Here is a 26,146-nt window from a genome sequence, read left to right on the forward strand (position 1 = left end):
AGATGGGAAGGTGTCTCCTGAGAGGGGGGCACCTTTCTGTTTGTCAGGGGGGGAGAGGCGATGACGGTGGATACGCGGATCGAGGACTGGGATGGCTACAGCGCCGGGCTGCGGGAGCGCGGCAAGGAACTCGGCACGCTGCATCCGGAGCTGATGAAGGGTTTCGGGGCACTGAACCGCGGCGCCTCCACCACCCAGCATATCGATGCCAAGACGCGGGAATTCATCGCGCTCGCGGTGGCCGTCACCACCCGCTGCCAGGGCTGCATCGACGCCCATGCCCGCAAGGCCAAGGCCGCCGGCGCCACCAAGGCAGAGATCGCCGAGGCGCTGGGCGTCGCCATCGCGCTGAACGCCGGCGCGGCGCTGACCTATTCGCTGCATGTGCTGGATGCGATGGACGGGACGGGGCAGGGCTAAAGCACTATCGGTTCACACTGAATCAGTGTGAACCGATTTCGTGCTTTAGAAACAATAGCTTCTACAGCACGAGATCTGTCCATTCGGACAGATCGTGCTGTAGGCTTCAGCCCGCCACCACCCCGCGCACGAAGTCCCGCACCTCCGCCACCACCGGCGCCTCCGTCAGCCCGAGCATCCCGGCGCCCGGCACGAAGTCGGTCATGATCCCGACATGGCCGACGCCGGGATAGAGAAGCAGCCGCACCGGCCGCCCGGCGGCTTGCAGCCCGGCGGCCAGGTTTCGGGCATGCAGCGCGCCCACCACCACATCGGCCTCGCCGTGCAGCAGCAGCATCGGCGGCGCGCCGGCCAGTATCGCCGGTTCGGGCGCCGCCTCGATCCGCCCGCCCGGGGCATTCGCGAAGATGCTGATGACGGGTTCGTAGTTGGGCTGCCAGGAGATCGGCGCGGCCAGCAGCACGCCGCCGGCCAGGGCGCCGCGCCCGCCGGGCAGCCCGGCGGCCTCCAGCCAGCGTGGGTCCAGCGCCAGGGCGGCCGCGATGAAGCCGCCCGCGGAGTGGCCCATGACGAAGAGCGGCCCGCGCGGCACCTCCGGCGCCGTGCGCAGCCAGGTTACGGCGCGGGCCGCATCTTCCACGAAATCCGGCCAGCGCGCCTCCGGCCACAACCGGTAGTCGGGCACGGCCACGGCCATGCCGAGCGCCGCGAGCCGCCGCGCGACGAAGGCGTATTGCGCCCGCCCGCCCTCCTCCCACCCGCCGCCATGGACGAAGACCACCAGCGGCGTGTCAGACGTGGGCATCGGCGGCAGCGTCAGGTCCAGCACCTGGCGGGGCAGCGGGCCGTAGCGCATCCCTTCCACCAGCATGGTGCCGCGCCGCGGCGTGGCCAGGTTGGCGAGGTCGGTGGGCGAGCAGGCGCCGGCCAGCAGCGCGGCGCCCAGAAGTGCGCGCCGGTTCAGGCGCCCAGCTCCTCAGCCGCCTGCATCAGCGCGCGCCGCTGCGCCTCCGTCACCACCGGATAGTGCAGCTCAAGCGATTCCAGGGCCTTGGCGATGGCGGCCGCGACCACCAGCCGGGTGAACCACTTGCGGTCCGCCGGCACCACATACCAGGGGGCCTGGGGCGTGGCGGTGGCGCGGATCGCCTCCTCATAGGCGGATTGATAGGCATCCCAGTGCCGGCGCTCCGCCACGTCGCCGGCGCTGAATTTCCAGTTCTTCTCCGGCTCCCGGATGCGCTTCAGGAAGCGCTCGCGCTGCTCCTCCTGGCTCACATGCAGGAAGAACTTCAGCACCACCACGCCCTGCCGGCCGAGATAGCGTTCGAAGGCGGCGATATCCTCCAGCCGCTCCTGCCAGATGTGCTCCGTCCGCAGGCGCGGCGGCAGTTTCTGGGCCTCCAGCACCTGCGGGTGCACCCGGGCCACCAGCACTTCCTCGTACCAGGACCGGTTGTGGATGCCGATCTGGCCCCGCGTCGGCAGGGCCGTGGCGTGGCGCCAGAGGAAATCGTGATCCAGCTCCGTCGGGTTCGGCGCCTTGAAGGAGACGACGTGGCATCCCTGCGGATTGACGCCGGAGAAGACATGCTTGATGGCGCCGTCCTTCCCCGCCGCATCCATCGCCTGGAAGATGCAGAGCACGGCCCAGCGGTCCTGTGCGTAGAGCATGTCCTGCTGCGTGGCCAGGAAGTCCACGCCGCGCTGCAGCAGGCTCGCGGCCTCCGACTTCTTCATGGTCAGGCCGGCGGTATCGTCCGGCTTATGCTCCTTCAGCTTGAACTTCGCGCCATCCTCGACCCGAAAGCGGGACAGCACCGATTCGATCCGCTCTTCCATCCCGCCTTCATCCCTTCCCGGGCCGCAGCATCAGCAGCCCCGCCACCACCTGCATCGCCACCGTCAGTCCCATCGCCCAGCCATAGCCCGCCGCATCCCAGCCGCCCAAGGCGGTGCGCGGCCAGAGATCCAGGATCCAGCCGATTGCGTTCTGCAGCAGGAAGACCAGGACCAACATGGTCACATTGATCGCGGTCGCCACCCGCCCGGCCAGTTCTGCGCCGAAACGCTGGCCGATCGCGGCATAGCCGGCCGGCCCCGCGGCGCTGAACAGGGCGAACAGGAACCAGATCGCGCCGAGCACCGCCAGCTTGCCGACCGGCTGCAGCATCAGCAGGATCTGCACCATTGCGATACCGACCATGGAGATCCAGGGCACCAGCATCGGATGCGCGCCGCGGCGCTGCAGGAAGGACGCCGCCTGGCCGGTGCCGGCGCTGCCCGCCATCAGCCCGCCCGCATAGCACAGCAGCAGCACCGCCCGCGTCGCTTCCTCCAGCCCCGCCACGTCGCGCAGCCAGGGCCCGGCCCAGAGGCCCTGGTAGGTGAAGTTCAGCGAGGAGAGCAGAGCGACGGAGGGGGCGAAGCGCAGGAAGGCGGGGTGGCGGAAGATGCGGCCGAATTCCGCCACCTCCGCCCCCAGGCTGCGCCGCGGTGGCGGCGTCGCCCCTGGCTTGCCTTCCGGCCCCCCATTCGGCACCGAGGCCCAGATCCAGGCGGAGACGCCCAGTGACAACAGCGCCAGCAGCACGAAGACGCCGCGCCAGCCGATCGCCGGCACCAGCAGCGCCACCGGCACCGTGGCGGTGATGCTGCCGAGCGCGCCGACCAGCACGCCGAGCCCCGTCATCCCCGCCACCTGGTCGCGCGCATACCACTGCGTATTCACCTTGATCATCGCGATCAGCCCGGCGGAGATGCCGAGGCCGGTGACCACCCGCCCGAAGGCCAGGCCGAAGGGGCCGGTCGCCAGGGCGCAGATGACGAAGCCCGTGGCCGCCACCAGTGCCAGCACCGTCTGCACCCGGCGCGAGCCCCAGAGGTCGATGGCCAGCCCCACCGGCAATTGCGCCGCCGCATAGGCCGCGAAGAACATGGCGGCGAGCAGCCCGAGCTCGCTGGCGGACAGCGCGAATTCCAGCGCCAGCAGAGGCCCCAGCGTCGCGATCATGGTGCGCGACGCCTGGTTGACGAAGTTCAGCCCGGCGAGGGGAAGCGTGATCCGGGCAAATTTTCGCATGCCTTCATCCTGGCACGCCGCCGCGGATCAGGGGAGCCGCAGGCGGACGCTGACCGGGCAATGGTCCGACAGCGCCTGGCGATAGCGCCGCTCGCGCTCCGCATAGACCATCACGGCCAGGCTGCGCGGCACCAGCCAGTCCCGTGCGGGGCCGCCCAGCAGCAGATGGCTGATGAAGGGCCGTCCGCCGCGGCTATCCGCCCAGCAGGGGGAGGACAGGCCCTGGGTGGCGCGGGTCAGCGGCGCGGCCTGCTCCAGGATCGCCAGGAAATCGTCGCCCTCGCCCATGCGTCGGTTGAAGTCGCCGAGGATGGCGAAGGCCACCCCCTCCCGCTGCCGCGCCTCGGCCCAGTCCGCAAGGATGCGCGCCTGGCGTTCCAGCTGATGGCAATCGCGGCTGGCGTCGCGGCCGAAGGCATCCTCCCGGCAGCCGGCATCGAGATGCACCGAGAGCAGCCGCATCCGGGCGCCGCCGGGCGATTCCACCAAAATGTCGGCGCCGCGGCGCAGGCTGAAGCGGGCGCGCGGGATCAGGTCCAGCGCCCGCAGATCGGGCTGCGGCGTCACGCGCAGGCCGCGGCGGATGGCGAAGCCGGGGCGCTGGACATCCTCCTCATCCGTCAGGTGGATGGTCCACTGTGCCGGGTCGAAGACGCGCGTGGCGGCGGCTTCCCCATCGATCTCCTGCAGGGCCACCACATCGGCGGCCAGCCGGTTGGCGTAGCCGCGCAGCAGGCGGAAGTCGTCCGCCGTGCGGGCCTCGACATTGCGCGGCAGCGCCGGGTCGCCGGCGGGGCGGAGCGTCAGCCAGGCGATGTTCCAGGTGGCGAGTTTCAGCTCGGCCGCGGGGAGCGGCGTGGCGATCAGCAGGAAGATCAGGGTCAGGATGCGGCGCATGGCGCGGGCTATAGCAGCCGGGCGGGGGCGGTGTCCTGCGCGGCCGGGCTGGCCGCGGGCAGCGGGCGGGCGCCGCAGGCGGCAAGAAAATCCGCCACCGCATCCATCTCCGCCGCGTCGCGCGTGGCATCGTAGAAGGCATGGTCGCGCGGGCTGCCGCGCGGCACCCAGATCACGGTCTCGTAGCGGGCGCGGGTCAGCAGCACGCGATAGGTGTTGCGGACAAAATCCTGATCCTTCGCCGCGCGCTGCCAGGCGCTGCCGGCGAAGCTGCGGGCGACCCAGGCGCTGCCTTGGCGCACAAAATCGCCGCCCCAGGCGAGGCCCACCGTGTCCAGTTCCAGCCCCTGGCAGGCGTATTCGGTGGCCGCGACTTCCAGCGCGTCGGAGGCGCGGATGTCCGGCCAGCGTTCCAGGAACCAGGCGACGGGTTCCTCCGTGCCCATCAGCTGCGCGTCGAACCCCTCCGCCCGCAGGCGCCGCGCGCCGGAGGAGCGCACGAAGCCGGCGCGGCGCAGCCCGGGGGTGAGGTGGCGCAGGGCGCGACGGGCTTCGGCGAGGGAGCGGGTCAGCAGGAAGGGCAGCCCTTCCGGCACCGCCCGCGCCACGGCGGCCGCTTCCGCCGCCGCCCCGCGCAGCACCGCATCCACCCAGAGCGCCGCCGCCTCCGACCGCACGCTGCGCAGCGAGACGGTGAGATCGAGCGCCGGGTCCAGCGTGAGCCAGGGCGGGTGGCTGTCCGCCAGGCGCTGCGCCGGCTCGGTTGCATGCAGCGCACGGGGGGCGGCGACGGCGCGCCAGCCGGGCGTGGCCGCGATCACCGCGCCCCATTCGCGCAGGCCGGCCTCGCCGGTGTTGATCTCCTGCCCATTGCCGATCAGCGCGACGATCGCGGCAAAGCCGTTGTGGCGGCCCATGATCTCCAGCGCATGGGCGGGCTCGCTCATGCGGAGGGTGCTGACCCGGCGCTGTGTGTCGCGCATCGCCTGAGCAGCATCCCAGGCGCGCTGCGCCTCGTCGAAGACGATCATGCGTTCGGCGGGCGGCGTGGTCCGCGCGGCATTGTCGGCCAGGAAGCGGTGCACGTTCTGCAAGGCCTGCGTCGCCTCATGCCGCGCCTGGCGCGGGCGGGGGGCGAGGCGGCGGCGCTCGGGATCGGCGCTCGGGCCGCGCGCCAGGTCGATGCCGGCGCGATTGCAGGCCAGCGCCTCCCTCAATACGGCCACCAGCGGGCTGTTGCCGGTGAGGAAGGCGCTGCCGGCGCGGCGCTGTTCGCCGAAGACCACGTTCAGCCCGCACAGCGTCTTGCCGGCGCCGGGGATGCCGGTGACGAAGACCACGACACGCTCGCCCGCCGCCTGCGCCGCATCCAGCGCGGCTTCGATGGCGGCGGTGGTGCGCGTCAGGTTCGCGGCATCGGCGCGGGCGGCGGCGATCTCCGCCACGCTGTTGCGGGCAAACAGGGTGGCCGCGGCCTCGATGATGCTGGGCACCGGGCGATAGGGCGCCTCGCGCCAGGCCAATCCATCCAGCGGCACCGCCGGCGCCGGCAGCGCATCGCGCAGCGCGGTGAGCAGGCCGGGCAGCGTCGCCGCATTCGCCTCCGCCACCGGCAGCACGCCGGCCACCGGCAGGGGGATCTGGAAGGGTGCGGGGCTGACGCAATGCGTGGCGACCAGGATCGGCTGGATCGGATGCCGCCGGCTGGCCGCATGAAAATCGAACAGGTCCTGCGCGTAATCGAAAACCTGGGCGCGATCGGCATTGGCGATGGATGTGGCGCCGACCTTGAACTCCAGCACCAGGATGGCGCCGGCGGTCAGCAGCACGGCGTCGATGCGCTTCTCCAGCCGCAGCAGGTCGAATTCCAGCGCGAGGGTCCAGGCCTCGCCGCCACCCTCCCGCACGCAATGCTGCAGCATGCGCACCTGCTCGGCCCAGGCGCGCAGCTGCGCCGGCTCGCCGGACAGGCGGCGCGACATCTGGCTGGCGGCGAGCGCGGCGGCGACGCCATCCGGCGTCAGCGCCAGCAGTTCGGAACCGGTGCAGGCGAACCAGGCGCGCATTCGCGCAGCTTAGACGTTTCGGGATCGGGATGGCCAGGTGGCCAGCAGCATGCTGCCCGTCAGCAGCACGAAGCCCGCCGCGTGCACGGCGGAGAATTCCTCGCCGAGGAAGCCCACCGCCACCAGCGCCGCCGTCGCCGGCAGGAAGGCCGTGAAGATGCCCGCGATGCCGGCCGGCGCGCGCCGCATGCCGGCGTACCACAGCAGCAGGCAGATCACGCTGGTGGTCAGGCTGTGGAAGACCAGCAGCCCCGCCACCGCGGGGTCCGCCAGCGCCACGGCGCTGCCCAGCACCGGCAGGCAGAAGGGCAGCAGCAGCAGAACGGAGAATCCCTGCATCCAGAGGCTGGCCGTCACCACCGGCACGCGGCCGGCGATGCGCTTGGCCAGCAGCACATACATCGCCTCCCCGCAGACGCCGCCGAAGACCAGCAGATTGCCCAGAAGGCTGCCATGTCCCTCCGCGCCGGTGCGGGCCAGGGTGATGGCGCCCATGCCGAAGGCGGCCAGCGCCACCGCCGCCCATTGCCGCGGCGGCAGAACCTCCCGCAGCCACAGCGCGCTGCCGATGGCGACCACGGCGGGCAGGGTGGCCAGCACCAGCCCCGCCTCCAGCGCCGTGGTCAGGCGCAGCCCGGCGAGCAGCCCCGCATTGTAGATCACCGTGCCGAAGGCGGCCTGCCAGGCCAGGTTCCACAGGCTGCGGCGGTCCAGCCGCACGTTGCCCTCCATCGCGCGCGCCAGCGGAAACAGCACCAGCACCGCCAGCAGGCACCGCAGCCCCGCGATCATCGGAATCGGCAGCGAGGCCGCCAGCAGTTTTGCCACGCCCACATTGGCGCCGACCAGCGCCATGGAGGCGGCGAGCTGCGCATAGGCGGTCAGCACGCCAGCGTCTTCGCCATCATGCGGTCAGGCCGGCCCAGCTTCACCTGCGCCGCTTCGCCACGGGCGCATCGGCCGGGCGGGTCTGCGGCGGCACGCCATGTTGTAGGGACGCGACCGCGATGCTGCGCGCGACGAAGTCCGTCATGCGCCCATCCGGGTCGAAGGCCGCGCCCTCCGCGACCAGCATCACGCGCTGTGGCGCCCCATCCGCGCCGGCCTTCGACACGCCGAGCCTGCCATCCGCCCCGACCACGCGATGCCATGGCAGCGTCGCCTTTTCGATGTCCGACAGCATGCTGAGAATATAGGCGACGTGCCGCGGCATGACGTCCAGATGCGCGCCGACCTCCGCAAAGCTGACGACGCGCCCTGGCGGCACCGCCTGCACGATGCGCAGCACGTCGCCCTTGATGCGCGCGTAGAAGGGGGAGCTCATCCATCGGCCTCGGTGCAGGATTTGAAGGGCGACATCTCCGCCAGCCCCTCGATCTCCGCCAGCATCGCCGGGCGTTCCCGGTCGAGAAAATCGGCCACCGCGCGACGCAGGCCGGGGTGCTGGATCCAATGCGCGGAATAGGTCGGCACCGGCAGGTAGCCGCGCTGGATCTTGTGCTCGCCCTGGGCGCCGGCCTCGACGCGGGGCAGCCTGTGTTCGATCGCGAAGTCGATGGCGCGGTAGTAGCAGAGCTCGAAATGCAGGAAGGGCGCCTCCACCAGGCAGCCCCAGTTGCGGCCGTAGAGCGCATCCGCGCCCAGCAGGTTCAGCGCGCCGGCCACCGGCTCCCCGTCCTGCTCCGCCACCATCAGCACCACCTTGTCGCCGAGCCGCTCGCCCAGCAGCGGCCAGAAGGCCTTCTTCAGATAGGCGCTGCGGCCCCATTTCTTGTCGGAGGTGGAGAGGTAGAAGCGGTGAAACGCCTCCCAGTGCCGCGGCGTGATCTCGTGGCCGCGCAAAGTCTTCAGCACGAAGCCGGAATTCTCGGCATCGCGCCGCTCCCGCTTGATCTGCTTGCGCTTGCGGCTGGCCAGCGCGGCCAGAAAGTCGTCGAAGCTCGCATAGCCTGCATTGGACCAGTGGAATTGCGTGCCGATGCGCTGCAGCCAGCCGGCCTCGCCAAGGGCTTCCCACTCCGCCGACGTGCAGAAGGTGCAGTGGACCGAGGACAGTTCGAGCTGCCCGCAGGCCTGCACCAGCCCCTGCGCCAGCGCCTCCACCCCGATGCCCGCATCGGGCCGCACCAGCAGCCGCGGCCCGGGCACCGGGCTGAAGGGCGCGGCGACCTGCAGCTTGGGATAGTAGCGGCCGCCGGCACGCTCTAAGGCATCGGCCCAGCCATGGTCGAAGACATATTCGCCCTGGCTATGCGCCTTGGCGTAGCAGGGCGCGCAGGCCAGCAGGCGGCCGGCCTCGTCGCGCAGCGCCGCATGCTGCGGCAGCCAGCCGCTGCGCCCGCCGACGCTGCCCGATTCCTCCAGGGCGAGGAGGAAGGCATGGCTGACGAAGGGATTCGCGGACCCTGCGCAGGCATCCCAGTCCAGCGGCGGGATCTCCGCGATGGCGCGGTGCAGGGTCAGGCTGAGTTCGGGCATGCCGTTCAAAATTGGGCGCGCCCGGCCGGCCACAATGCCTCAGCTGATCTCGAACATCCCCTCGACCTCGACCGCGGCATCGCCGGGCAGGGAGGGGACGCCGATGGTGCTGCGCGCATGCCGCCCGGCCTCCCCGAACACCGCCACCGCCATGTCCGACGCCCCGTTCATCACCAGCGCATGCTGCGTGAAATCGGGTCCGCAGGCGATGAAGCCGCCGAGGCGCACCACGCGCTTTACCCGGTCCAGATCGCCGACGGCCGCCTTCACCTGCGCCACCAGGTTGATGAAGCAGATGCGCGCGGCCGCCTGGCCGTCCTCGACTGAGACGCCGGCGCCGAGCTTGCCGGTGGTGCTGATCTTGCCGTCGACCAGCGGGATCTGGCCGGAGACGACCAGCAGGTTCCCGACCTGGTTGAAGCCGATGTAGTTCGCCACCGGGGCGGGGGCCTGGGGCAGGGTGATGCCGAGCTTCTGGAGGTTGGCTTCGACGGTGCCGGGCATGGGCGGTGGTCCTTTGTCTGGAGAGGGGTCGCGGGGTCACTGCCCCCACCCTGACCCTCCCCCGCTCTGCGGGGGAGGGAAGCGCCATGTTCTCCCTCCCCCGCAGGGCGGGGGAGGGCCGGGGTGGGGGCAGTCGGCCCCTTAACCCACCAGCTTCAACTGCCGCCGCCGCACCCGCGGCGCGGGAGCGGAGGGCAGGTCCATCGGCAGCAGGGGCAGCTGCTCCCCCGCATGGCCGGTGGCATCCGGCGCGCAATCCTCCTCGGAGGGATCGGCCAGGTCGCGCCGCCCGATATAGTCCAGCGCCAGCCTGCGAAACGCCCAGTCCAGCACCGAGGTGGCGCGGCGAATGGCGGGGTCGCCCTCCACCGTGCCGGAGGGACCGAAGCGGGTATAGGCATAGGCCTCGACGAAGCTGTCCAGCTGCACGCCGGCCGCCAGGCCGATCGAGACCGCCTGCAGCATGGCATCCATCAGGCTGCGATAGGCGGCCGATTCCTTGGTCAGCGCGATGGTGACCTCACAAAGCCGGCCCTGCTGGTCCTCCGCCGTACGCAGCACCACCTTATGGCCGCCCACCGAGACCCGCCAGACGGCGCCGGCCGGCCGCAGCGGCAGGACGGCGGCGCGTTCGGGCAGCGGCGGCGCGGCGCGGGCGGGCGCGGCTTCGGCCACCGGCATGGGCGGCGGCAGGTGCAGGAAGGGAGCGAGCGCCTGGGCCATGCCGATCCACTCGGCATCCGGGACCGGCGCCAGCAGCGTCCCCGCCGCCGCGCGGCCGATGCGCAGCGCGGCGCGGGTCGGCACCTCCGTCACCCAGCCCTGGCTATCCAGCGAAAGGCGGGTGGCGCCGGCGGCCGGCGCCAGGCCACCGGTCTCGGCGCCCAGCAGCGCCTCCACCGCATCCGGGGCGGAAAGCGCCACCAGCGCCTGGTGGCGCAGGCCGAGGCTGCCGGCGGCGGCATGCAGCGCCGCGCGCGCGGCTTCCGCCAGGCCGGGCACTACGGTGGCGCCGGGCGGGGCGGGGGCGAACAGGGCGAGTGGCTCCCGCGCCCCCAGGATCTCGCCGATGCGGCCCGACTCGGCCTCCGCCGCGCCGCGGGTCAGGGCGGCGATGGCAGCGCCCACGGCGCGCGCCTCGGCGCTGCCATAGCGCAGGCCGAGGCCCGCCAGCAGGCCGGCGAGATCGGCGAAGCCGACCGAGAGGCGCGGCGCCTTGGCGCCCGTCGCGATATCCAGCGCGCGGACCGCCAGCGCCACGGCGGCGGCATAGCCCGGGGTGTCGAAGCTGCCATCGCTGTCGAGGAAGGCGGGCAGGTTCAGCACGAAGCGCGGCGCGGCGCGGCTCTCATTGCGCCAGATGGAAAGGCCGGGCGCCCCGCGGCGGGCCAGCAGCAACGCGCGCAGCGACTCGGCGAAGGCGTCCTGCGCCGCGGCATCGGCCAGCAGGCCAAGTTCCCGCCCGCGCAGCGCCAGGCGGCTGATCCAGCCCTCGGCCAGCTTCGGGAAAACCACCGGCCCGGTGCCGGGGGCCAGGGCCGCCAACGCCTCCGCCGCCTGTTCATCCCAGGAGACGGGCAGGGCCACGGGTCGGGGCGCGGCATCGGGCTCCGGCGCGGCGCGCAGCCGCCACAGCCCGACCTGGTCCCACAGCGTTCCGGCAAATGTCGTCATAGGCGGAGCCTAGAGGCCTCTCGGCCCGCGGGGAAGCGCATCTGGTGGGTGAATCTGGCCGAGACCGCAACATCCTGTGGACAACACAGGATTTTGCGCAGAGGGTCCGGTTGTGCGAAACTGGGACTTCCCACAGATCATGGTCGGCCTCCGCCCGGGCCTTGACCAGGGGCTCACCAAGGACCGCACATGTCGCTGATGATGCGCCTGACCACCGCCCTGTCCGGTCGCAAGATCGGCACGGACCGCTTCGGCAATACCTACCACGAATCCCGCAAGGACTTCCTGGGCTATGGCCGCAAGCGCCGCTGGGTGCTCTATGCCGGGGCGCCGGAGGCCACCAAGGTGCCGCCGGAATGGCATGCCTGGCTGCATCACACCGCGAATGCGCCGCTGCCGGAAGCGAAGGCCCATCCCTGGATGGTCGAGCACCGCCCGAACCCGACCGGCACTGCGCTGGCCTGGCACCCGGCGGGGCACGACTATTCCGGCGGCCGTCGCCAGGTGACGACCGGCGACTACGAGGCCTGGACCCCCGGTTCTTGACGCATCCGGCGGCCGGCCTTCCGCAGCAGGATCAGGAACAGTCTCGATGAAGGGTCGCTCGATTGCCGAGGTCCTGGCCGGTGCCGTGGTGCTGCTGGTGGCCTGCAGCTTCCTGGCCTATGCGGTCACCAATAGCGGCCGCAGCAGCTTTTCCGGCCCCGCACTGACGCTGACCGCCAAGTTCGACCGCATCGACGGCCTGGCGCCCGGCGCCGATGTGCGGGTGGCCGGCGTGAAGGTGGGCAGCGTGGTGGATCAGCGGATCGACCCGCAGACCTTCCTGGCGGTCCTGACCATGCGGATCGATGCCAGCCTGCGCATGCCCTCCGACAGCTCCGCCGAGATCGCCAGCGAGGGCCTGCTGGGCGGGCGCTTCGTCTCCCTGGTGCCGGGCGGGTCGGAGCGTATCCTGGCCGATGGCGGCGAGATCACCATCACCCAATCCGCCATCAGCCTGGAAAGCCTGCTCGGGCGCTTCATCTTCTCGATGACCGAGGGCCAGCCGAACCGCAACGCGCAGACGCCCGGCTCCGCTCCGGCCGGGGCGCCAGCCGGCGGCCAGGCGCCCGCCCGGCCATGAGCCTGGACCCGCCGGCCAGCTGGCCCGGCGCGGATGGCGCGCCCCTGTCCTGCCGGGAGAAGCTGAAGGTGCTGGCCGAGAACCACCGGGAAGCGGCCCAGGTGCTGCGCGATGCCTTCGAGGATGCGGTGCTGATGGGCGTGGACGAGGCGGCGATGCGCCGCATCCTGGTCGATATGGTCGCCGCCCTGCCGAGCCCGAAGCGGCCATGAGGCGCCTCGCCCTGGCCGCACTGCTGCCGTTGCTGGCCGCGCCCTTGGCGCGCCCGGCCGAGGCGCAGGAATGGGTGCCGCGCCGCGTCGCCGTGCTGCAGGCGCTGGACAAGGTGACCGCCCGCATCACGGTGCTGCGCGCCACGCTGAACCAGCCGGAGCGCTTCGGCAGCCTGACCATCACCGTCCGCGCCTGCCACGCCCGCCCGCCGGACGAGGTGCCGGACGCCGCGGCCTGGATGGAGATCAGCGACAGCCGCGCGCCGGAGGGCACCAACCCGGTCTTCCGCGGCTGGATGTTCGCTGAGGCGCCGGGCGTGAACATGCTGCAGCACCCGGTCTACGACATCCGCATCCTGGAATGCCGGGCGGCGCAATAGCGCGGGTTAGGTCTCGCCCAGACGCAGGATCTCAGCCTGTACCGCGGCCGGGTCCGGCGCATCGTTCCAGCGCGCCTGCTCCTCCACCGCCTCGGACAGCAGGCGCTTATAGGCCTGGCGCGGTACCTCGTGGCAGCCGAACTGCGCCAGGTGGGTGGTCTGGAACTGGGCATCCAGCAGGGTGAAGCCGAACAGCCGCAGCCGCGCCACCAGATGCACCAGCGCCACCTTCGAAGCATCGCGGACGCGGGAGAACATGCTCTCGCCGAAGAAGGCCCCGCCGAGGGCCACGCCGTACAGCCCGCCCACCAGCTGCGGCCCGCCATCGCCGGGCATCCAGGCCTCCACCGAATGGGCATGGCCCATGCGGTGCAGCGCGCCGAACAGGCGCTCGATCTCCGGATTGATCCAGGTGTCCTCCCGCCCCTCCCCGGGCGCGGCGCAGGCGGCGATGACGCCCTGGAAGTCCTGGTTGGTGGTGATGGTGAAGGGGCCGGAGAGGACGGTGCGCCGCAGCCGGCGGGGCAGGTGGAAACGGTCCAGCGGCAGCACGCCGCGCAATTCCGGATCGAGCCAGTAAAGCCGGTCCCCGCGGCGCGTCTCGGCCATGGGGAAAAGCCCCGCCCGATAGGCGCGGAGCATCAGGTCAGGGGTGATCTCGAACTGGCGCCGGCTCACCCGCCCACTATGCGGCATACAATGCGGTTTCGCGAGGGCAGGCTGTTTCGTCGCGTGTCGGGCGAGGAAGCCCTCTCGCTCCCCGTCGGGGGGCAGAGGGCTTTGCGCAGCTACCCCTGCCGCGCCACGAACTTCTCCAGCCAGTGGATGGTATAGTCCCCCGCCTGGAACTCCGGATCCGCCACGATGCGCTGGTGCAGCGGCAGGGTGGTGCGGATGCCGGAGATGACCATCTCGGCCAAAGCGCGCTTCAGCCGCGCGATCGCCTCGGCCCGGGTCTGGCCATGCACCACCAGCTTGGCCACCAGGCTGTCGTAGTTGGGTGGCACGGTATAGCCGGAATAGAGCGCGCTATCGACGCGGACGCCGAGCCCGCCGGGCGCGTGGTACATCTCGACCTTGCCCGGATTGGGCACGAAGGTCTCGGGGTCTTCGGCCGTGATGCGGCATTCGATGGCGTGGCCGGAGAAACGGATGTCCTCCTGGCGGTAGCCCAGCGGTTCGCCCGCCGCGACACGCAGCTGTTCCTTCACCAGGTCGACGTTGCAGACCATCTCCGTCACCGGATGCTCCACCTGCAGGCGGGTGTTCATCTCGATGAAGGCGAACTGGCCGTCCTGCCAGAGGAATTCCAGCGTGCCGGCATTGCGGTAGCCCAGCTGGCGCAGGCCCTTGGTGACCTGGGCGCCCAGCGCATCGCGCTCATCCGCCGTCAGCACCGGGCTGCCCGCTTCTTCCACCAGCTTCTGGTGGCGGCGCTGCAGGGAACAGTCGCGCTCGCCGAAATGCACCACATTGCCGTGCATATCGGCCATCACCTGCAGCTCGATATGCCGCGGGCGATCCAGGTACTTCTCCATATAGACGCTGTCATCGCCGAAGGCGGCCTTGGATTCCGTGCGCGCGACGCGCCAGGCTTCCTCGAGCTCCTCCGCGCTGCGCGCCACCTTCATGCCGCGCCCGCCACCGCCGGCGGCGGCCTTGATCAGCACCGGATACTTGATCTCCTCGGCGACCGCGCGGGCCTCCTCGAAGCTTTCCAGCGCGCCGAGCGAGCCCGGCACCAGCGGCACGCCGAGCGAGCGCATGGCGTCCTTGGCCGCGATCTTGTCGCCCATCATGCGGATATGCGCCGCCGTCGGGCCGATGAAGGCCAGGCCATGCGCTTCCACCATCTCCGCGAAATTGGCGTTCTCCGAGAGGAAGCCGTAGCCGGGATGGATCGCCTCCGCCCCGGTGATGGCCGCCGCCGAGAGGATCGCCGCCATGTTCAGGTAGCTGTCGCGGGCCGAGGGCGGGCCGATGCAGACGCTCTCATCGGCGAGCCGCACATGCATCGCGGTATTGTCCGCGGTGGAGTGCACGGCGACGGTGCGGATGCCCATTTCCTGGCAGGCGCGGTGCACCCGCAGCGCGATCTCGCCGCGATTGGCAATCAGGACCTTCTTGAACATCACTCGATGATCATCAGCGGCTCGCCGTATTCCACGGGCGATCCGCCCTCGACGAGGATGCGGGTGACGGTGCCGGCGCGGGGGGCGCGGATCTGATTGAAGGTCTTCATCGCCTCGATCAGCATCAGGGTCTGGCCCTGGCTGACCTTGGCGCCCACCGTGACGAAGGCCGCCGCGCCAGGTTCCGGCGAGAGATAGGCGACGCCCACCATGGGGGAGGTGATGAGGCCCGGATGCGCCGCATCCGAGACCGCCTCCGGCACCGCCGCGGCGACCGCGGCCGCCGGCGCGGCGGCGGGGGCGGCGCCGGCGGCCGGCAGATGCGCCACCTGGGTCACGGTGATCTGCCGCGCCACGCGGATGCGGCTGTCCTTCTCCACCAGCTCGATCTCGGTTAGATCGGTCTCCCGCAGGATCTTGGCGAGTTCGCGAATCGCCGCCGCGTCGAATTGCACGCCCGACATCAGGGCTCTCCTTCTTCGGCCACCAGATCCGCAATCGCCTGCAGCGCCAGCGCATAGCCCCCGATGCCCAGGCCCGCGATGACGCCCGTGGCCGCCTTGGAGACGTAGCTCAGGTGCCGGAATTCCTCGCGGCGATGGATATTGGAGATGTGGACCTCGATGATGGGCAGGTCGGTCGCCTTCAGCGCATCCATCAGGGCGATGGAGGTGTGGCTGTAGCCGGCCGGGTTGATGATGATGCCGGCGGCGCGGCCGCGGCATTCCTGCACCCAGGTGATCAGCTCGCCCTCGCCATTGGTCTGGCGGAAATCGATCGCCAGCCCCAGCTGCTCCGCCGTCTCGGCACAGAGCGCCTCGACATCGTCGAGCGTCGCCGAGCCATAGATCTCCGGCTGACGGGTGCCGAGCAGGTTCAGGTTGGGGCCGTTCAGGACGACGATCAGCGGGGGGTTCACGAAAGAGTCCCTGGGTTTCGCAGGCGGGCCGGGCTAGCACGCTCCGCTCCGCAGGGGCAAGCCGCAGCGCGGGCCGGGATGGCAGCCCTGCACCGGCCGCGTCTTGTTCGCCGGGCCGCCGGGCGCCATCTTCGACCCATGGCGGGGCAGACGATGACGGCGCAGATCGCGATCCAGGTGAATGGGGAAAGCCGGCAGGTGCCGCAGGGCGCCTCCGTGGCCGAATTGCTGGCGCTGATCGGCCTGGCCGCGCCCAAGGTGGCGGTGGAGCGCAACCTGGAGATCGTGCCGCGCTCCGCCTGGGCCAGCACGCCGCTCGCCGAGGGCGACCGGCTGGAGATCGTGCACTTCATCGGAGGGGGCTGAGATGGACGGCATGGCACAGGCTGACGAGGGCTGGACCGTCGCCGGGCGCCGCTTCCGCTCCCGCCTCGTCGTCGGCACCGGCCGCTACAAGGACCTGCCGGAGACCCAGGCGGCGATCGAGGCCTCGGGCGCCGAGATGGTCACCGTCGCGGTGCGGCGGGTGAACCTCTCGGACGCCTCGCAGCCCATGCTGCAGGACTTCGTGCCGCCCGACCGCTACACCTACCTGCCCAATACCGCCGGCTGCTTCACCGCCATGGACGCCGTGCGCACCCTGCGCCTGGCGCGGGAGGCCGGCGGCTGGAACCTGGTGAAGCTGGAAGTGCTGGGCCCGCCGCCCTTCCTCTATCCGGACATGGCCGCGACCTTCGAGGCCGCGGCCGCGCTGCTGGCCGATGGCTTCGAGGTGATGGTCTATTGCGCCGACGACCCGGTGGCGGCGAAGCGGCTGGAGGAGATGGGCTGCGTCGCCATCATGCCGCTCGGCGCGCCGATCGGCTCCGGCCTGGGTGTCGCGAACCCCTTCATGATCAAGGCGATCATTGCCCAGGCGAAGGTGCCGGTGCTGGTCGATGCCGGCATCGGAACGGCCTCGGACGCCGCGCTGGCCATGGAGCTGGGCTGCGATGCGGTACTGCTGAATTCCGCCATCGCCCATGCGCGGGACCCGGTGCGCATGGCGCGCGCCATGAAGGCGGCGGTGGAGGCGGGGCGGGATGCCTTCCTTGCCGGCCGGATGCCGCGCAGCGCGGCGGCCGATCCCTCCAGCCCGGTGTCCGGCCTGATCCGCTGAGTGGCGCTTCGACCCGGGCGCCCGGCTTGCCTGCCGCGCGGGCTGTATCCTAGCTTTGTCACATGGCCGAAATGGAAGGCCGTGGGAGAGAAAGCATGAAGCGCCGTAATTGGGTCGCACTGGCCGCGATGGGCCTGGGCCTCGCTGCCTGCGTGGAGCAACCCCAGCGCGCCGTGGTGATGGTGCCGGCCCAGAGCTGCGACACCAGCTTCCGCGTTGCCAATGCCTCCTCCCGCACGGTGGAGCGGCTGTATTTCAGCCATTCCAGCCGCTCCGGCTGGGGCAATGACCAGCTCGGAAGCTCCGTGCTGCCGCCGGGCCGTCAGCTCAGCTACCGGGCGGCCAATACCGGCCTCTATGACTTCCGTGTCGTCTGGGACAATGGCCGCGCCGCGGAACTCCGGCAGGTGAATGTCTGCGTCGCCAGCCAGATCACCGTCACCAATGGCGGCCTGCGCGCCAACTGAGGATCCGGTTCCGGCGGATTCGCGTGAGAAGCGCCCGATTCCCCGGAGCCATCCCGGCCGCCCCCCGGGGGGCACCATGGCGGTTTCCGGCGCTTTAACGCCGGCCGCGGAAAAAAAACGGCTGGGGAGGCGAATTACCGCTTTCCCCCCCGGGCTGCCGGCCCTATATGCGCCGCAGACGCAGTACGCACGTGCCGAAGGCCCCAGGCCCACGGAGCAGACCAGGGCAAGTATTCCCCCGGGTCCTGCCACCGCGGCGCAAGGTTAACGCAACAACGTCAAGCGTTCTGGCAACCCCGGCGGAGCAATCCGCCGGTTTCACTTTGGTCGCTGGTTCGTTCGACCGTTTCGTCAATCTAGGGGCAGTCCCCGCAGGGGCAGTCTCCACTGTTTGCAGGGGAGTACGGGCGCGATGAACCCGAAAATCGCTTCGTATCTGCGCGACCAAGCGCCCGCCACGCCATGCCTGGTGCTGGACGTGGATCGCGTCGCGGAAAACTACGGCCGGCTGAAGGCGGCCTTGCCGCTGGCGCGCGTCTATTATGCGGTGAAGGCCAATCCGGCCGCGCCGATCCTGGACCGGCTGACCGTGCTCGGCTCCTCCTTCGACGCGGCCTCCTGGGAAGAGATCCAGGCCTGCCTGGAGGCCGGTGCGCGCCCGGCCGACATCTCCTTCGGCAATACGGTGAAGAAGGAGAGCGCCATCAAGGCCGCCTTCGCCGCCGGCGTCACCATGTTCGCCTTCGACAGCGAGCCGGAGCTGCGCAAGCTCGCCCGCTCCGCCCCCGGCGCGCGCGTCTATTGCCGCATCCTGGTGGAGAACAAGGGCGCCGAATGGCCGCTCTCGCGCAAGTTCGGCTGCGAGCCGGCGATGGCGCGCGACCTGATGGTGAAGGCGGCCGAATGGGGCCTCGACCCCTATGGCATCTCCTTCCATGTCGGCAGCCAGCAGACCCAGACCGGCGCCTATGAGGCGGCGATCGCCCGCGTGGCGATGATCTTCACCGATCTGAAGGATGCCGGCATCAACCTGCGCATGGTGAACCTGGGCGGCGGCTACCCCGTGCGCTACCGCGCCGAGGTGCCGGAGATCGACGCCTTCGGGGACGCCATCATGGGCGCCATGACCGAGCATTTCGGCAATGCGCTGCCGGAGATGGTGATCGAGCCCGGCCGCTTCATGGTGGGCGATGCCGGCGTGGTCTCCTCCGAGGTCGTGCTGGTCTCCCGCAAGTCGGAGGACGATCCCGTCCGCTGGGTCTATCTCGACATCGGCCGCTTCGGCGGCCTGGCCGAGACCGAGGGCGAGTCCATCCGCTACGCCTTCCAGACGCCGCATGACGGCAGCGAGGAAGGCCCGGTGTCCATTGCGGGACCGACCTGCGACAGCACGGACACGCTGTATGAGAAGTCCAACTACCGCCTGCCGATGGCGCTCGATGCAGGCGACCAGGTGCAGCTGCTCTCGACCGGCGCCTATGTGACGACCTATGCGAGCCAGGCCTTCAACGGCTTCCGCCCGCTGGCCGAACACTACATCTGAGGCGATCGGCCCGATCAGCCGGAAAAAATGCGGCGGGCGCGAGCCCGCCGTTTCTTTTTTTGGCGTCGCCGGGTTAGATTGCCGGCATGGATGAAATCGATCGCAACCTCGTCGTCGCGCTGCAGGAGAACGGCGCGGCAGGGCTGGCTGAACTGTCCAAGGTCGCCGGCCTCTCCGTTTCCGCCACGGCGGAGCGGGTGAAGCGGCTGGAGGAGCGGGAGGTGATCCGCGGCTGGCGGATCGACCTCGACCCCGTCGCCGCCGGCTGCCCGCTGCTCGCCTTCGTCTTCGTCGCCATGCATCCCGGCGATGGCGATGCTGGCTTCGTCGCCGCAATGAAGCAGCATGAGGCGGTGCTGGAATGCCATACGGTGACCGGCGCTTGGTGCTACCTGCTGAAGCTGCGCCTGGCTGATATCGCGGGGCTCGAGACCTTCGTCTCCCAGGCCGTGCGCGGCCAGCCGGGCGTGGCGCGGACGGAGACCATCCTCGCACTCGCCTCGCCGAAGGAGACCGCGATCCTGCCGGTGGCGGAGGCGGAGGAGGAATAGCCCCCTCCGCCGGCGGGTTCAGCCGTAGGCGATGCCCTGGGTGTTCACATAGAGGCTGTAGAGCGACCGGCTGGCCGGCATGAACAGCCGGTTCCGGTGCCGCCCGCCGAAGGTGACATTGGCGCAGCGCTCCGGCAGGTGGATATGGCCGATCGGCACGCCGTCCTTGTTGATGACGCGCACGCCATCCAGCTCCGGCGTCCCCATGCCCCAGCCGCACCACAGGTTGCCGTCCACATCCAGGCGGAAGCCATCCGGCGTCTCGCCATCCTTGCACTGGAAGAAGATGCGGTTGTTGGACAGGCGCCCGCCCTCGCCGACGTCGAAGGCGCGGATCACGCGCGGGCTGGCCGCGGCCTCCACCACATAGAGGATCCGCTCATCCGGGGAGAAGGCGAGGCCATTGGGGCGGCCGACATCGCCGCTGGCCAGCGTGACCTGCCCGCTGGTGCCGTCGATCCGATAGATATTCGTCGGCAGCTCCGGCTGGGCCATCTCGCCCTCGTAGAAGCCGAGCACGCCGAAGGGCGGGTCGGTGAACCAGATCGAGCCGTCCGATTTCACCACCACGTCGTTCGGGCTGTTCAGCTTCTTGCCGTCGAAGCTGTCGGCCAGGACGGTGATGCGGCCGTCCAGCTCGGTGCGGGTCACGCGGCGCGTCAGATGCTCGCAGGTGATCAGGCGGCCCTGGCGGTCGCGGGTATTGCCATTGGGGTTGTTGGCGGGTTCGCGGAAGACATCGACGCGGCCATCCCCCTCATGCCAGCGCATCAGGCGGTTGTTCGGAATGTCGGACCAGATCAGGCAGCGCTGGTCGCCGAACCAGACCGGGCCCTCGCTCCAGCGGAAGCCCGTCGCCAGGCGCTCCACGGCGGCGAGCGCCAGGCGGTAGCGGTTGAAGGACGGGTCGAGCACCTCGACGGCGGGGTCGGGGTAGCGGCCCTGCGGGGCTTCGCGCTGCGCGAGGGCAGGGGTGGCGGCGAACAGGGCGGCGCTGCCGAGGCCGCGCAGCAGCTGACGGCGTTCGGATATCATCTCGGGTTCCCTCCGTTTGCTGGGCCCCTTTTGCGGGGCTGCCGGGGTCACCCGGCCCGGCAAGGCTGCGCCGCCGCGGCGCGCCTTGCCTAGGCCGTTCAGCGTCGGCGAGGTCGGCGGCCTTTTTCAGCGTACGAAGGCTTCGCCTTCGTACCCCTCAGACGCCGGGCGCCGCGCATCCGCGCGGCTTGGCTTCGCGGCACTTGCCGCGGCGCGCATTCGCGCGCTCGGCCCTGCGGGCCGCAGGTCCGACCTTACTGCGGCCGCGCACCCATCGCGACCGTCCGCTCATCCATCCGCGGCTCATAGGTGATGCCGCGGCGGGTGGCCCAGAAGTTCACCAGCTGGAACAGCGGGATCATCGCCGTCTCGCGGTCCACCATGGCCACCGCCTCCTGCAGCAGCTTCTCGCGCTCCGCATCGTCCAGCGTGCCGGCGGCGCGGGCCGTCAGCGCATCCAGCGCCGGGTTCGAATAACGCGAGTTGTTGGAGGCGCCGGTGCGGCGTTCGCGGTTGTAGGTCCCGAAAATGTTCACCAGCATGTAGCTGGCCTCTCCGGTCACGCTGCCCCAGCCGGCCAGGCGGGCGTTGAATTCCTGGCGGGAATTGCGGGCGGCGTAGCTGGTCCAGGGCAGCGCCTCGACCTGGGTGCGCACGCCGATGCGGCTCCACATCTGCGCCACCGCCTGGGCAGTGCGGGAATCGTTCGGGTAGCGGTCGTTCGGCGTGGCCAGCGTCAGCCGGAAGCCGTTCAGGAAGCCGGCCTCGGCCAGCAGGCGGCGGGCGCCTTCCGGGTCGTGGCGCGGCACCTGCACCGCCGGGTTGTAGGAATAGGATCCCGGCGGCAGCCACTGGCCGGTCGGCGTCGCGGTGCCCTCCATCACCCGGTCCGCCAGCGCCTGGCGGTCGATGGCGATGGACAGCGCGCGCCGCACCCGCGAATCCAGCATCGGGTTGCGCTCCAGCGGCCGACCCTCGCTGTCGCTGACCATCACCGGTGCGCTGTCGGGGCGGGAGAAGTCGGTCATCAGGTAGATCAGCCGCAGGCTCGGGATCTCCGAGACATTCAGCCGGTTGTCGCGCTTCAGCCGGGCGATGTCGGTCGACGGCACCTGGTCGATGACGTCGAGGTCGCCGGCCAGGATCCCCGCGGTGCGCGCCGCGTCATTGGCGACGAAGCGGTAGGAGACGCGGGCCCAGGGCTCCGCGCCGCGCCAATAGGCGTCATTGCGCGCGAATTCGGTGCGGTCGCCGGGGCGGTAGGAGACCAGGCGATAGGGGCCGGTGCCCACGGCGGCGCGGCCGGCATTGTAGTCCTCGGTCCCCGCACCCTCGCCGACATGGCGGGAGATGATCTGGATGGAGGCGAGCTCCGTCGGCAGTAGCGGATGCGCGGCCGCCGTGTGGAAGCGGATGGTCAGCGGATCCACCACCTCAACTCGGGAAATGGCGCGCACGAATCCGCCGAATCCGCCCGGGCTGTTCGGCACGTTCGGCGCGCGGCCGATGGTGAAGGCCACGTCATCGGCGGTGAAGTCCCGCCCGTCATGCCACTTCACGCCGGGGCGCAGCTTGAATTCCCAGGTGGTCTCGCTGACCGCGCGCCAGCTTTCCGCCAGCGCCGGCTGGATACGCGCCTGCGCGTCCTGTTCCGTCAGCCGGTCGAAGAGATGCATGGTCAGGCTGATATTGGGCGAGGCATTATAGAAATGTGGGTCGAGCGAGGTGGGCGAGCCACCGATCCCGATGGTGAGATTGCGGTCCTGTGCCAGGGCGGGGGTCGCCAGCAGCGTGGCGGCGACGAGGGCTTGCCCCAGGGGTAGGCGAATGAAAACCATGCGAAGCGTCTCCCGGAAGACATGAACGGGACGTCAGCCTAGCCGCATGGGATGGGGGCTGCTACACAACGCGCTTCGGGGAAGCCTTCGTTGAGGAGAGAGTGATGCGCAAAAGCATCCGCAGTGCCGCCGTCGCGGCTGTTTCGCTCATGGCCGCCGGGCTGCCGGCGGGGCAGGTCTGGGCCCAGGAGCAGACGCTGAACATGGGCGTCGGCTCGCCCGTGACCTCGCTCGATCCGCACTACCACCAGTTGTCGCCGAACAATGCCGTCAGCGACATGATCTTCGACAAGCTGGTCAATACGGATGCGGCCGCGCGCAATATCCCGGGCCTGGCCGAAAGCTGGCGCGCCGTCGGCCCCACCACCTGGGAATTCAAGCTGCGGCCGAATGTCCGCTTTCACAACGGCAACGCCTTCACGGCGGAGGATGTGGTCTTCACCATCCAGCGCCTGCCGAACGTGCCGAACAGCCCGTCCTCCTACGCGGCCTATGCGCGGCCGATCGTGCGGATGGAGGTGGTGGACCCGCTGACCATTCGCTTCCACACCGCCGCGCCCTATCCGCTGATGCCGCTCGACATGACCAATGTCCGCATCCTGGATTCGGAGACGCATGCCAATGCGGCGACGGAGGATTTCAACGCCGGCCGCGCCGCGATCGGCACCGGTCCCTGGCGCGTCGTCTCGCACCGCAATGGCGACCGCATCGAGTTCGAGCGCAACGACGCCTATTGGGGCGACAAGCCGGCCTTCGCGCGGGTGAACTACCGCATGGTCACCAATGACGCGACGCGCACCGCCTCGTTGCTCTCCGGCGACCTCGATTTCATCGACCAGGTGCCGACCAGCGACCTGGCGCGACTGCGCCGCGACCCGAACATGGCGCTGTCGGAGACGGTGGGGCTGCGGCTGATCTTCCTCGGCCTGGATCACCTGCGCGCGGCGAATGAGAATTCGCCCTTCATCACGGACAATGAGGGCCGGCCGCTGGGCCGCAACCCGCTGCAGGATGTGCGGGTGCGCCGTGCGCTGTCGATTGCCATCGACCGCAAGGCGATCGCGGAGCGGGTGATGGAAGGGGCGGCCACGCCCTCCGGCCAGTTCCTGCCGCCGGGCACCTTCAGCCATGTCCCCGATGTGGCGGCGCCGGAATACAATCCGGACCAGGCGCGCCGGCTGCTGGCCGAGGCCGGCTATCCGAACGGCTTCCGCATCACGCTGAACAGCCCGAACGACCGCTACATCAACGACAGCCGCATCGCCCAGGCGGTGGGCCAGATGTGGACGCGCATCGGCGTGCGCACGGCGGTGGAGGCGCAGACCTGGGCCACCTTCGTCGGCCGCGCCGGCCGGCAGGAATATTCCTCGCATCTGATCGGCTGGGGCTCCAACCCCGATGGCAGCCACCCGCTGCGCAACATCATCGCCACCGTCTCGCGCGAGCGCGGCTGGGGCGCCTCCAACCGCGGCCGGTATTCCAATGCCGAGATCGATGGCATCCTGACCCAGGCGCTGGTGGAACTGGATGAGGAGAAGCGGGAGCAGATGCTGATCCGCGCCCAGCGCATCGCGGCGGAGCAGGTGGCGGTGATCCCGCTGCATATCCAGACCAATATCTGGGCGATGCGTCGCGGCCTGACGCATACGCCGCGGGTCGATGAACTGACCCGGGCGCAGGATGTGCGCCCGGCGGCCGCGCGCTGACGCGGCCCTGAAGGACCGGGCCCGGAAGGACTGAGGTATGAGCGTCTATCTGTTGCGGCGGCTGATCCAGGCCGCCGGCGTCGTGCTGGCGATGTCCATCATCGTCTTCATCGGCGTCTTCGCCATCGGCGACCCGGTCGAGATCCTGATCAGCCCCGATGCCGATCAGATCGAGCGGGAACGCGCCGTGGCCGCCCTGGGCCTGGACCTGCCGCTTTGGCAGCAATACCTCGTCTTCCTGGGCAAGGCGGTGCAGGGCGACCTGGGCCGGTCCTTCGTCTTCAACGAACCGGCGCTGCAGCTGATCCTGCAGCGCATGCCGGCGACGCTGGAACTGGCGCTGGCCGCGACGGTGGGCGCCATCATCATCGGCCTGCCGCTCGGCCTCTATGCCGGTCTGAAGCCGAACAGCCTGGGCTCCAAGGCCATCATGGCCGGCTCCATCCTCGGCTTCTCCCTGCCCACCTTCTGGGTCGGGCTGATGCTGATCATGATCTTCGCCGTGCAGCTCGGCTGGCTGCCCTCCACCGGGCGCGGCGAGACGCGGGAGCTGCTGGGCCTGCGCTGGTCCTTCCTGACCGCGGATGGCCTGTCGCACCTGGTGATGCCGGCGCTGAACCTGGCGCTGTTCAAGATCAGCCTGGTCATCCGCCTGACCCGCGCCGGGGTGCGGGAGACGATGCTGATGGATTACGTGAAGTTCGCGCGCGCCAAGGGCCTCAGCCCCTTCCGCGTGACCTTCGTGCATGTCTTCAAGAACATCCTGATCCCGGTCATCACCGTCACCGGCCTGGAATTCGGCAGCACCATCGCCTTCTCGGTGGTCACCGAAAGCATCTTCGCCTGGCCGGGCATGGGCAAGCTGATCATCGACAGCATCAACGTGCTGGATCGCCCGGTGATCGTCGCCTACCTGATGATCATCGTTCTGATGTTCATCACCATCAACCTGGTGGTCGACCTGATGTATTCGGTGCTCGACCCGCGCGTGCGGTTGGACAGCAAGTGAAGGGGGCCACGCCATGAGCGCCGTCATCGGCCAGGGGGCGCCTGCCAAGGACCCCGTGAAGGACGCCAAGGTCGAGACGCCGTTCCGGCGCTTCGTCTCGGAGTTCGCGGAATCGAAACTCGCGGTCGGCGGGCTGATCGTGATCACCGCCATCATCCTGGTGGCGATCCTGGCGCCCTTCATCTCGCCGCAGGACCCCTACGACCTCGCGGTGCTGGACATCATGGACGGGCGGCTGGAGCCCGGTTCGCAGTCCGGCGACGGGTCCACCACCTACTGGCTCGGCACGGATGACCAGGGGCGGGACATGCTGTCCGGCATCATGTACGGGCTGCGCATCTCGCTGACCGTCGGCGCCGGCTCCGCCTTCATCGCCTGCATGGTCGGCGCCTCGCTCGGCCTCGCCGCGGCCTATGCCGGTGGCAAGACCGACAGCCTGATCATGCGCATCGTCGACCTGCAGCTGTCCTTCCCCTCCATCCTCGTCGCGTTGATGATCCTGGCGTTCCTCGGCAAGTCCGTGACGAACGTGGTCATCGCCATCGTCGTGGTGGAATGGGCTTATTACGCGCGCACGGTGCGCGGCACCGCGCTGGTCGAGCGCCGGCGCGAATACATCGAGGCGGCGGAGTGCCTGGCGCTGCCGAAATACCGCATCCTGTTCCGGCACCTGCTGCCGAACTGCCTGCCGCCGCTGATCGTCATCGGCACCATGCAGGTGGCGCGCGCCATCGCGCTGGAGGCGACGCTGTCCTTCCTCGGCCTCGGCGTGCCGATCACCGAGCCCTCGCTCGGCCTGCTGATCGCCAATGGCTACGAATACATGCTGTCGGGAAAATACTGGATTTCCTTCTACCCGGGCATCGCGCTGCTGGTGACCATCGTCGCCATCAACCTGGTCGGCGACCAGCTGCGCGACGTGCTGAACCCGCGGCTGCAGAAGTAAGG

The 26,146-nt window shown here is 70.1% G+C and carries 29 protein-coding genes; 13 read left to right on the plus strand and 16 right to left on the minus strand.

What is annotated here, in order from left to right:
* The first annotated feature begins 78 nt into the window (after window positions 1-78).
* Window positions 79-420, plus strand: a complete 342-nt coding sequence (locus J3S20_RS12135) for a carboxymuconolactone decarboxylase family protein (RefSeq protein ID WP_343215220.1) — start codon at window positions 79-81, stop codon at window positions 418-420.
* A 106-nt stretch (window positions 421-526) separates the two neighbouring features.
* Here the strand turns inward: J3S20_RS12135 and J3S20_RS12140 are convergent, their stop codons facing one another.
* From J3S20_RS12140 to J3S20_RS12185, 10 genes are all read right to left on the minus strand, one after another.
* A complete protein-coding gene (locus J3S20_RS12140) occupies window positions 527-1,291 on the minus strand; it encodes an alpha/beta hydrolase (RefSeq protein ID WP_216836740.1) in 765 nt (254 codons plus the stop codon).
* Window positions 1,292-1,380: 89 nt separating this feature from the next.
* A complete protein-coding gene (locus J3S20_RS12145) occupies window positions 1,381-2,262 on the minus strand; it encodes a polyphosphate kinase 2 family protein (protein WP_216836741.1) in 882 nt (293 codons plus the stop codon).
* A 7-nt stretch (window positions 2,263-2,269) separates the two neighbouring features.
* Window positions 2,270-3,502 carry an MFS transporter gene (locus J3S20_RS12150; protein ID WP_216836742.1) on the minus strand — a complete coding sequence of 411 codons (1,233 nt, stop codon included), beginning with the start codon at window positions 3,500-3,502 and terminating at the stop codon, window positions 2,270-2,272.
* Between the two features lie 27 nt (window positions 3,503-3,529).
* Entirely contained in the window at window positions 3,530-4,399 is an 870-nt protein-coding gene (locus J3S20_RS12155) for an endonuclease/exonuclease/phosphatase family protein (protein ID WP_216836743.1), read from the minus strand.
* Between the two features lie 8 nt (window positions 4,400-4,407).
* Window positions 4,408-6,465: a DNA/RNA helicase domain-containing protein gene (locus J3S20_RS12160; RefSeq protein WP_216836744.1), complete on the minus strand. Its 2,058-nt coding sequence runs from the start codon at window positions 6,463-6,465 to the stop codon at window positions 4,408-4,410.
* A gap of 9 nt (window positions 6,466-6,474) precedes the next feature.
* On the minus strand, window positions 6,475-7,353 hold the full coding sequence (locus J3S20_RS12165; protein ID WP_343215210.1) for a DMT family transporter: 879 nt from the start codon (window positions 7,351-7,353) through the stop codon (window positions 6,475-6,477).
* A 40-nt stretch (window positions 7,354-7,393) separates the two neighbouring features.
* Window positions 7,394-7,789: an MGMT family protein gene (locus J3S20_RS12170; RefSeq protein WP_216836745.1), complete on the minus strand. Its 396-nt coding sequence runs from the start codon at window positions 7,787-7,789 to the stop codon at window positions 7,394-7,396.
* Window positions 7,786-8,943: a GNAT family N-acetyltransferase gene (locus J3S20_RS12175; protein WP_216836746.1), complete on the minus strand. Its 1,158-nt coding sequence runs from the start codon at window positions 8,941-8,943 to the stop codon at window positions 7,786-7,788. Before J3S20_RS12175 ends, J3S20_RS12170 begins: the two co-directional genes overlap by 4 nt.
* A gap of 39 nt (window positions 8,944-8,982) precedes the next feature.
* Window positions 8,983-9,447 carry a RidA family protein gene (locus J3S20_RS12180; RefSeq protein ID WP_216836747.1) on the minus strand — a complete coding sequence of 155 codons (465 nt, stop codon included), beginning with the start codon at window positions 9,445-9,447 and terminating at the stop codon, window positions 8,983-8,985.
* Window positions 9,448-9,588: 141 nt separating this feature from the next.
* Window positions 9,589-11,121, minus strand: a complete 1,533-nt coding sequence (locus J3S20_RS12185) for a TSCPD domain-containing protein (protein ID WP_216836748.1) — start codon at window positions 11,119-11,121, stop codon at window positions 9,589-9,591.
* A gap of 189 nt (window positions 11,122-11,310) precedes the next feature.
* Between J3S20_RS12185 and J3S20_RS12190 the strand changes: the two genes are divergently transcribed.
* Genes J3S20_RS12190 through J3S20_RS12205 form a run of 4 tightly spaced genes read left to right on the plus strand, consistent with a single transcriptional unit; the run spans window position 11,311 to window position 12,839 of the window.
* A complete protein-coding gene (locus J3S20_RS12190) occupies window positions 11,311-11,667 on the plus strand; it encodes an NADH:ubiquinone oxidoreductase subunit NDUFA12 (protein WP_216836749.1) in 357 nt (118 codons plus the stop codon).
* A 46-nt stretch (window positions 11,668-11,713) separates the two neighbouring features.
* Complete coding sequence (mlaD, locus tag J3S20_RS12195) at window positions 11,714-12,247, plus strand: outer membrane lipid asymmetry maintenance protein MlaD (RefSeq protein ID WP_216836750.1); 534 nt, start codon at window positions 11,714-11,716, stop codon at window positions 12,245-12,247.
* On the plus strand, window positions 12,244-12,459 hold the full coding sequence (locus J3S20_RS12200) for a hypothetical protein (RefSeq protein WP_216836751.1): 216 nt from the start codon (window positions 12,244-12,246) through the stop codon (window positions 12,457-12,459). The genes mlaD and J3S20_RS12200 overlap by 4 nt, the downstream gene beginning before the upstream one ends.
* On the plus strand, window positions 12,456-12,839 hold the full coding sequence (locus J3S20_RS12205; RefSeq protein WP_216836752.1) for a DUF2155 domain-containing protein: 384 nt from the start codon (window positions 12,456-12,458) through the stop codon (window positions 12,837-12,839). Before J3S20_RS12200 ends, J3S20_RS12205 begins: the two co-directional genes overlap by 4 nt.
* 6 nt (window positions 12,840-12,845) lie before the next feature.
* On the opposite strand, the gene aat is transcribed toward J3S20_RS12205, so the two are convergent.
* The 4 genes from aat to aroQ all read right to left on the minus strand — a co-directional run bounded on the left by aat (window position 12,846) and on the right by aroQ (window position 15,890).
* Complete coding sequence (aat, locus tag J3S20_RS12210) at window positions 12,846-13,517, minus strand: leucyl/phenylalanyl-tRNA--protein transferase (RefSeq protein WP_343215211.1); 672 nt, start codon at window positions 13,515-13,517, stop codon at window positions 12,846-12,848.
* A gap of 110 nt (window positions 13,518-13,627) precedes the next feature.
* On the minus strand, window positions 13,628-14,971 hold the full coding sequence (gene accC / locus J3S20_RS12215; protein WP_216836754.1) for an acetyl-CoA carboxylase biotin carboxylase subunit: 1,344 nt from the start codon (window positions 14,969-14,971) through the stop codon (window positions 13,628-13,630).
* Window positions 14,971-15,435, minus strand: a complete 465-nt coding sequence (gene accB / locus J3S20_RS12220; RefSeq protein WP_216836755.1) for an acetyl-CoA carboxylase biotin carboxyl carrier protein — start codon at window positions 15,433-15,435, stop codon at window positions 14,971-14,973. The genes accC and accB overlap by 1 nt, the downstream gene beginning before the upstream one ends.
* Window positions 15,435-15,890, minus strand: coding sequence for a type II 3-dehydroquinate dehydratase (gene aroQ / locus J3S20_RS12225; protein WP_216836756.1), 456 nt, complete (start codon window positions 15,888-15,890; stop codon window positions 15,435-15,437). The genes accB and aroQ overlap by 1 nt, the downstream gene beginning before the upstream one ends.
* Window positions 15,891-16,028: 138 nt before the next feature.
* On the opposite strand from aroQ, the gene thiS reads away from it, so the two are divergent.
* The 5 genes from thiS to J3S20_RS12250 all read left to right on the plus strand — a co-directional run bounded on the left by thiS (window position 16,029) and on the right by J3S20_RS12250 (window position 19,610).
* On the plus strand, window positions 16,029-16,256 hold the full coding sequence (gene thiS / locus J3S20_RS12230; RefSeq protein WP_216836757.1) for a sulfur carrier protein ThiS: 228 nt from the start codon (window positions 16,029-16,031) through the stop codon (window positions 16,254-16,256).
* Window position 16,257: 1 nt separating this feature from the next.
* On the plus strand, window positions 16,258-17,049 hold the full coding sequence (locus tag J3S20_RS12235) for a thiazole synthase (RefSeq protein WP_216836758.1): 792 nt from the start codon (window positions 16,258-16,260) through the stop codon (window positions 17,047-17,049).
* Window positions 17,050-17,144: 95 nt separating this feature from the next.
* Window positions 17,145-17,516 carry a hypothetical protein gene (locus J3S20_RS12240; protein ID WP_216836759.1) on the plus strand — a complete coding sequence of 124 codons (372 nt, stop codon included), beginning with the start codon at window positions 17,145-17,147 and terminating at the stop codon, window positions 17,514-17,516.
* A gap of 412 nt (window positions 17,517-17,928) precedes the next feature.
* Entirely contained in the window at window positions 17,929-19,059 is a 1,131-nt protein-coding gene (locus J3S20_RS12245; protein ID WP_216836760.1) for a type III PLP-dependent enzyme, read from the plus strand.
* 86 nt (window positions 19,060-19,145) lie between these two features.
* Window positions 19,146-19,610, plus strand: coding sequence for an Lrp/AsnC family transcriptional regulator (locus J3S20_RS12250; protein WP_216836761.1), 465 nt, complete (start codon window positions 19,146-19,148; stop codon window positions 19,608-19,610).
* 18 nt (window positions 19,611-19,628) lie between these two features.
* Here J3S20_RS12250 and J3S20_RS12255 read toward each other — a convergent pair whose 3' ends face one another.
* Window positions 19,629-20,645, minus strand: coding sequence for an SMP-30/gluconolactonase/LRE family protein (locus J3S20_RS12255; protein WP_216836762.1), 1,017 nt, complete (start codon window positions 20,643-20,645; stop codon window positions 19,629-19,631).
* A 254-nt stretch (window positions 20,646-20,899) separates the two neighbouring features.
* On the minus strand, window positions 20,900-22,483 hold the full coding sequence (locus J3S20_RS12260) for an ABC transporter substrate-binding protein (protein WP_216836763.1): 1,584 nt from the start codon (window positions 22,481-22,483) through the stop codon (window positions 20,900-20,902).
* A 104-nt stretch (window positions 22,484-22,587) separates the two neighbouring features.
* Here J3S20_RS12260 and J3S20_RS12265 point away from each other — a divergent pair, with 104 nt between their 5' ends.
* The 3 genes from J3S20_RS12265 to J3S20_RS12275 are packed head-to-tail and all read left to right on the plus strand — an operon-like array spanning window position 22,588 to window position 26,144.
* Window positions 22,588-24,189, plus strand: coding sequence for an ABC transporter substrate-binding protein (locus tag J3S20_RS12265; protein ID WP_216836764.1), 1,602 nt, complete (start codon window positions 22,588-22,590; stop codon window positions 24,187-24,189).
* Window positions 24,190-24,226: 37 nt separating this feature from the next.
* Window positions 24,227-25,198 (plus strand): ABC transporter permease, encoded by a 972-nt coding sequence (locus J3S20_RS12270; protein ID WP_216836765.1) that lies wholly within the window; start codon window positions 24,227-24,229, stop codon window positions 25,196-25,198.
* 13 nt (window positions 25,199-25,211) lie between these two features.
* On the plus strand, window positions 25,212-26,144 hold the full coding sequence (locus J3S20_RS12275; protein WP_216836766.1) for an ABC transporter permease: 933 nt from the start codon (window positions 25,212-25,214) through the stop codon (window positions 26,142-26,144).
* The last annotated feature ends 2 nt before the right edge of the window (window positions 26,145-26,146 follow it).

It is taken from the genome of Falsiroseomonas tokyonensis (assembly GCF_019024325.1).
GTDB lineage: Bacteria > Pseudomonadota > Alphaproteobacteria > Acetobacterales > Acetobacteraceae > Falsiroseomonas > Falsiroseomonas tokyonensis.

Coding starts and splice junctions, on each gene's coding strand:
- J3S20_RS12140 (WP_216836740.1), bottom strand. CDS start 1,291: ATGCTGGTGGAAGGGATGCGCTACGGCCCGCTGCCCCGCCAGGTGCTG.
- J3S20_RS12145 (WP_216836741.1), bottom strand. CDS start 2,262: ATGGAAGAGCGGATCGAATCGGTGCTGTCCCGCTTTCGGGTCGAGGAT.
- J3S20_RS12150 (WP_216836742.1), bottom strand. CDS start 3,502: ATGCGAAAATTTGCCCGGATCACGCTTCCCCTCGCCGGGCTGAACTTC.
- J3S20_RS12155 (WP_216836743.1), bottom strand. CDS start 4,399: ATGCGCCGCATCCTGACCCTGATCTTCCTGCTGATCGCCACGCCGCTC.
- J3S20_RS12160 (WP_216836744.1), bottom strand. CDS start 6,465: ATGCGCGCCTGGTTCGCCTGCACCGGTTCCGAACTGCTGGCGCTGACG.
- J3S20_RS12170 (WP_216836745.1), bottom strand. CDS start 7,789: ATGAGCTCCCCCTTCTACGCGCGCATCAAGGGCGACGTGCTGCGCATC.
- J3S20_RS12175 (WP_216836746.1), bottom strand. CDS start 8,943: ATGCCCGAACTCAGCCTGACCCTGCACCGCGCCATCGCGGAGATCCCG.
- J3S20_RS12180 (WP_216836747.1), bottom strand. CDS start 9,447: ATGCCCGGCACCGTCGAAGCCAACCTCCAGAAGCTCGGCATCACCCTG.
- J3S20_RS12185 (WP_216836748.1), bottom strand. CDS start 11,121: ATGACGACATTTGCCGGAACGCTGTGGGACCAGGTCGGGCTGTGGCGG.
- J3S20_RS12190 (WP_216836749.1), top strand. CDS start 11,311: ATGTCGCTGATGATGCGCCTGACCACCGCCCTGTCCGGTCGCAAGATC.
- mlaD (WP_216836750.1), top strand. CDS start 11,714: ATGAAGGGTCGCTCGATTGCCGAGGTCCTGGCCGGTGCCGTGGTGCTG.
- J3S20_RS12200 (WP_216836751.1), top strand. CDS start 12,244: ATGAGCCTGGACCCGCCGGCCAGCTGGCCCGGCGCGGATGGCGCGCCC.
- J3S20_RS12205 (WP_216836752.1), top strand. CDS start 12,456: ATGAGGCGCCTCGCCCTGGCCGCACTGCTGCCGTTGCTGGCCGCGCCC.
- accC (WP_216836754.1), bottom strand. CDS start 14,971: ATGTTCAAGAAGGTCCTGATTGCCAATCGCGGCGAGATCGCGCTGCGG.
- accB (WP_216836755.1), bottom strand. CDS start 15,435: ATGTCGGGCGTGCAATTCGACGCGGCGGCGATTCGCGAACTCGCCAAG.
- thiS (WP_216836757.1), top strand. CDS start 16,029: ATGGCGGGGCAGACGATGACGGCGCAGATCGCGATCCAGGTGAATGGG.
- J3S20_RS12235 (WP_216836758.1), top strand. CDS start 16,258: ATGGACGGCATGGCACAGGCTGACGAGGGCTGGACCGTCGCCGGGCGC.
- J3S20_RS12240 (WP_216836759.1), top strand. CDS start 17,145: ATGAAGCGCCGTAATTGGGTCGCACTGGCCGCGATGGGCCTGGGCCTC.
- J3S20_RS12245 (WP_216836760.1), top strand. CDS start 17,929: ATGAACCCGAAAATCGCTTCGTATCTGCGCGACCAAGCGCCCGCCACG.
- J3S20_RS12250 (WP_216836761.1), top strand. CDS start 19,146: ATGGATGAAATCGATCGCAACCTCGTCGTCGCGCTGCAGGAGAACGGC.
- J3S20_RS12255 (WP_216836762.1), bottom strand. CDS start 20,645: ATGATATCCGAACGCCGTCAGCTGCTGCGCGGCCTCGGCAGCGCCGCC.
- J3S20_RS12260 (WP_216836763.1), bottom strand. CDS start 22,483: ATGGTTTTCATTCGCCTACCCCTGGGGCAAGCCCTCGTCGCCGCCACG.
- J3S20_RS12265 (WP_216836764.1), top strand. CDS start 22,588: ATGCGCAAAAGCATCCGCAGTGCCGCCGTCGCGGCTGTTTCGCTCATG.
- J3S20_RS12270 (WP_216836765.1), top strand. CDS start 24,227: ATGAGCGTCTATCTGTTGCGGCGGCTGATCCAGGCCGCCGGCGTCGTG.
- J3S20_RS12275 (WP_216836766.1), top strand. CDS start 25,212: ATGAGCGCCGTCATCGGCCAGGGGGCGCCTGCCAAGGACCCCGTGAAG.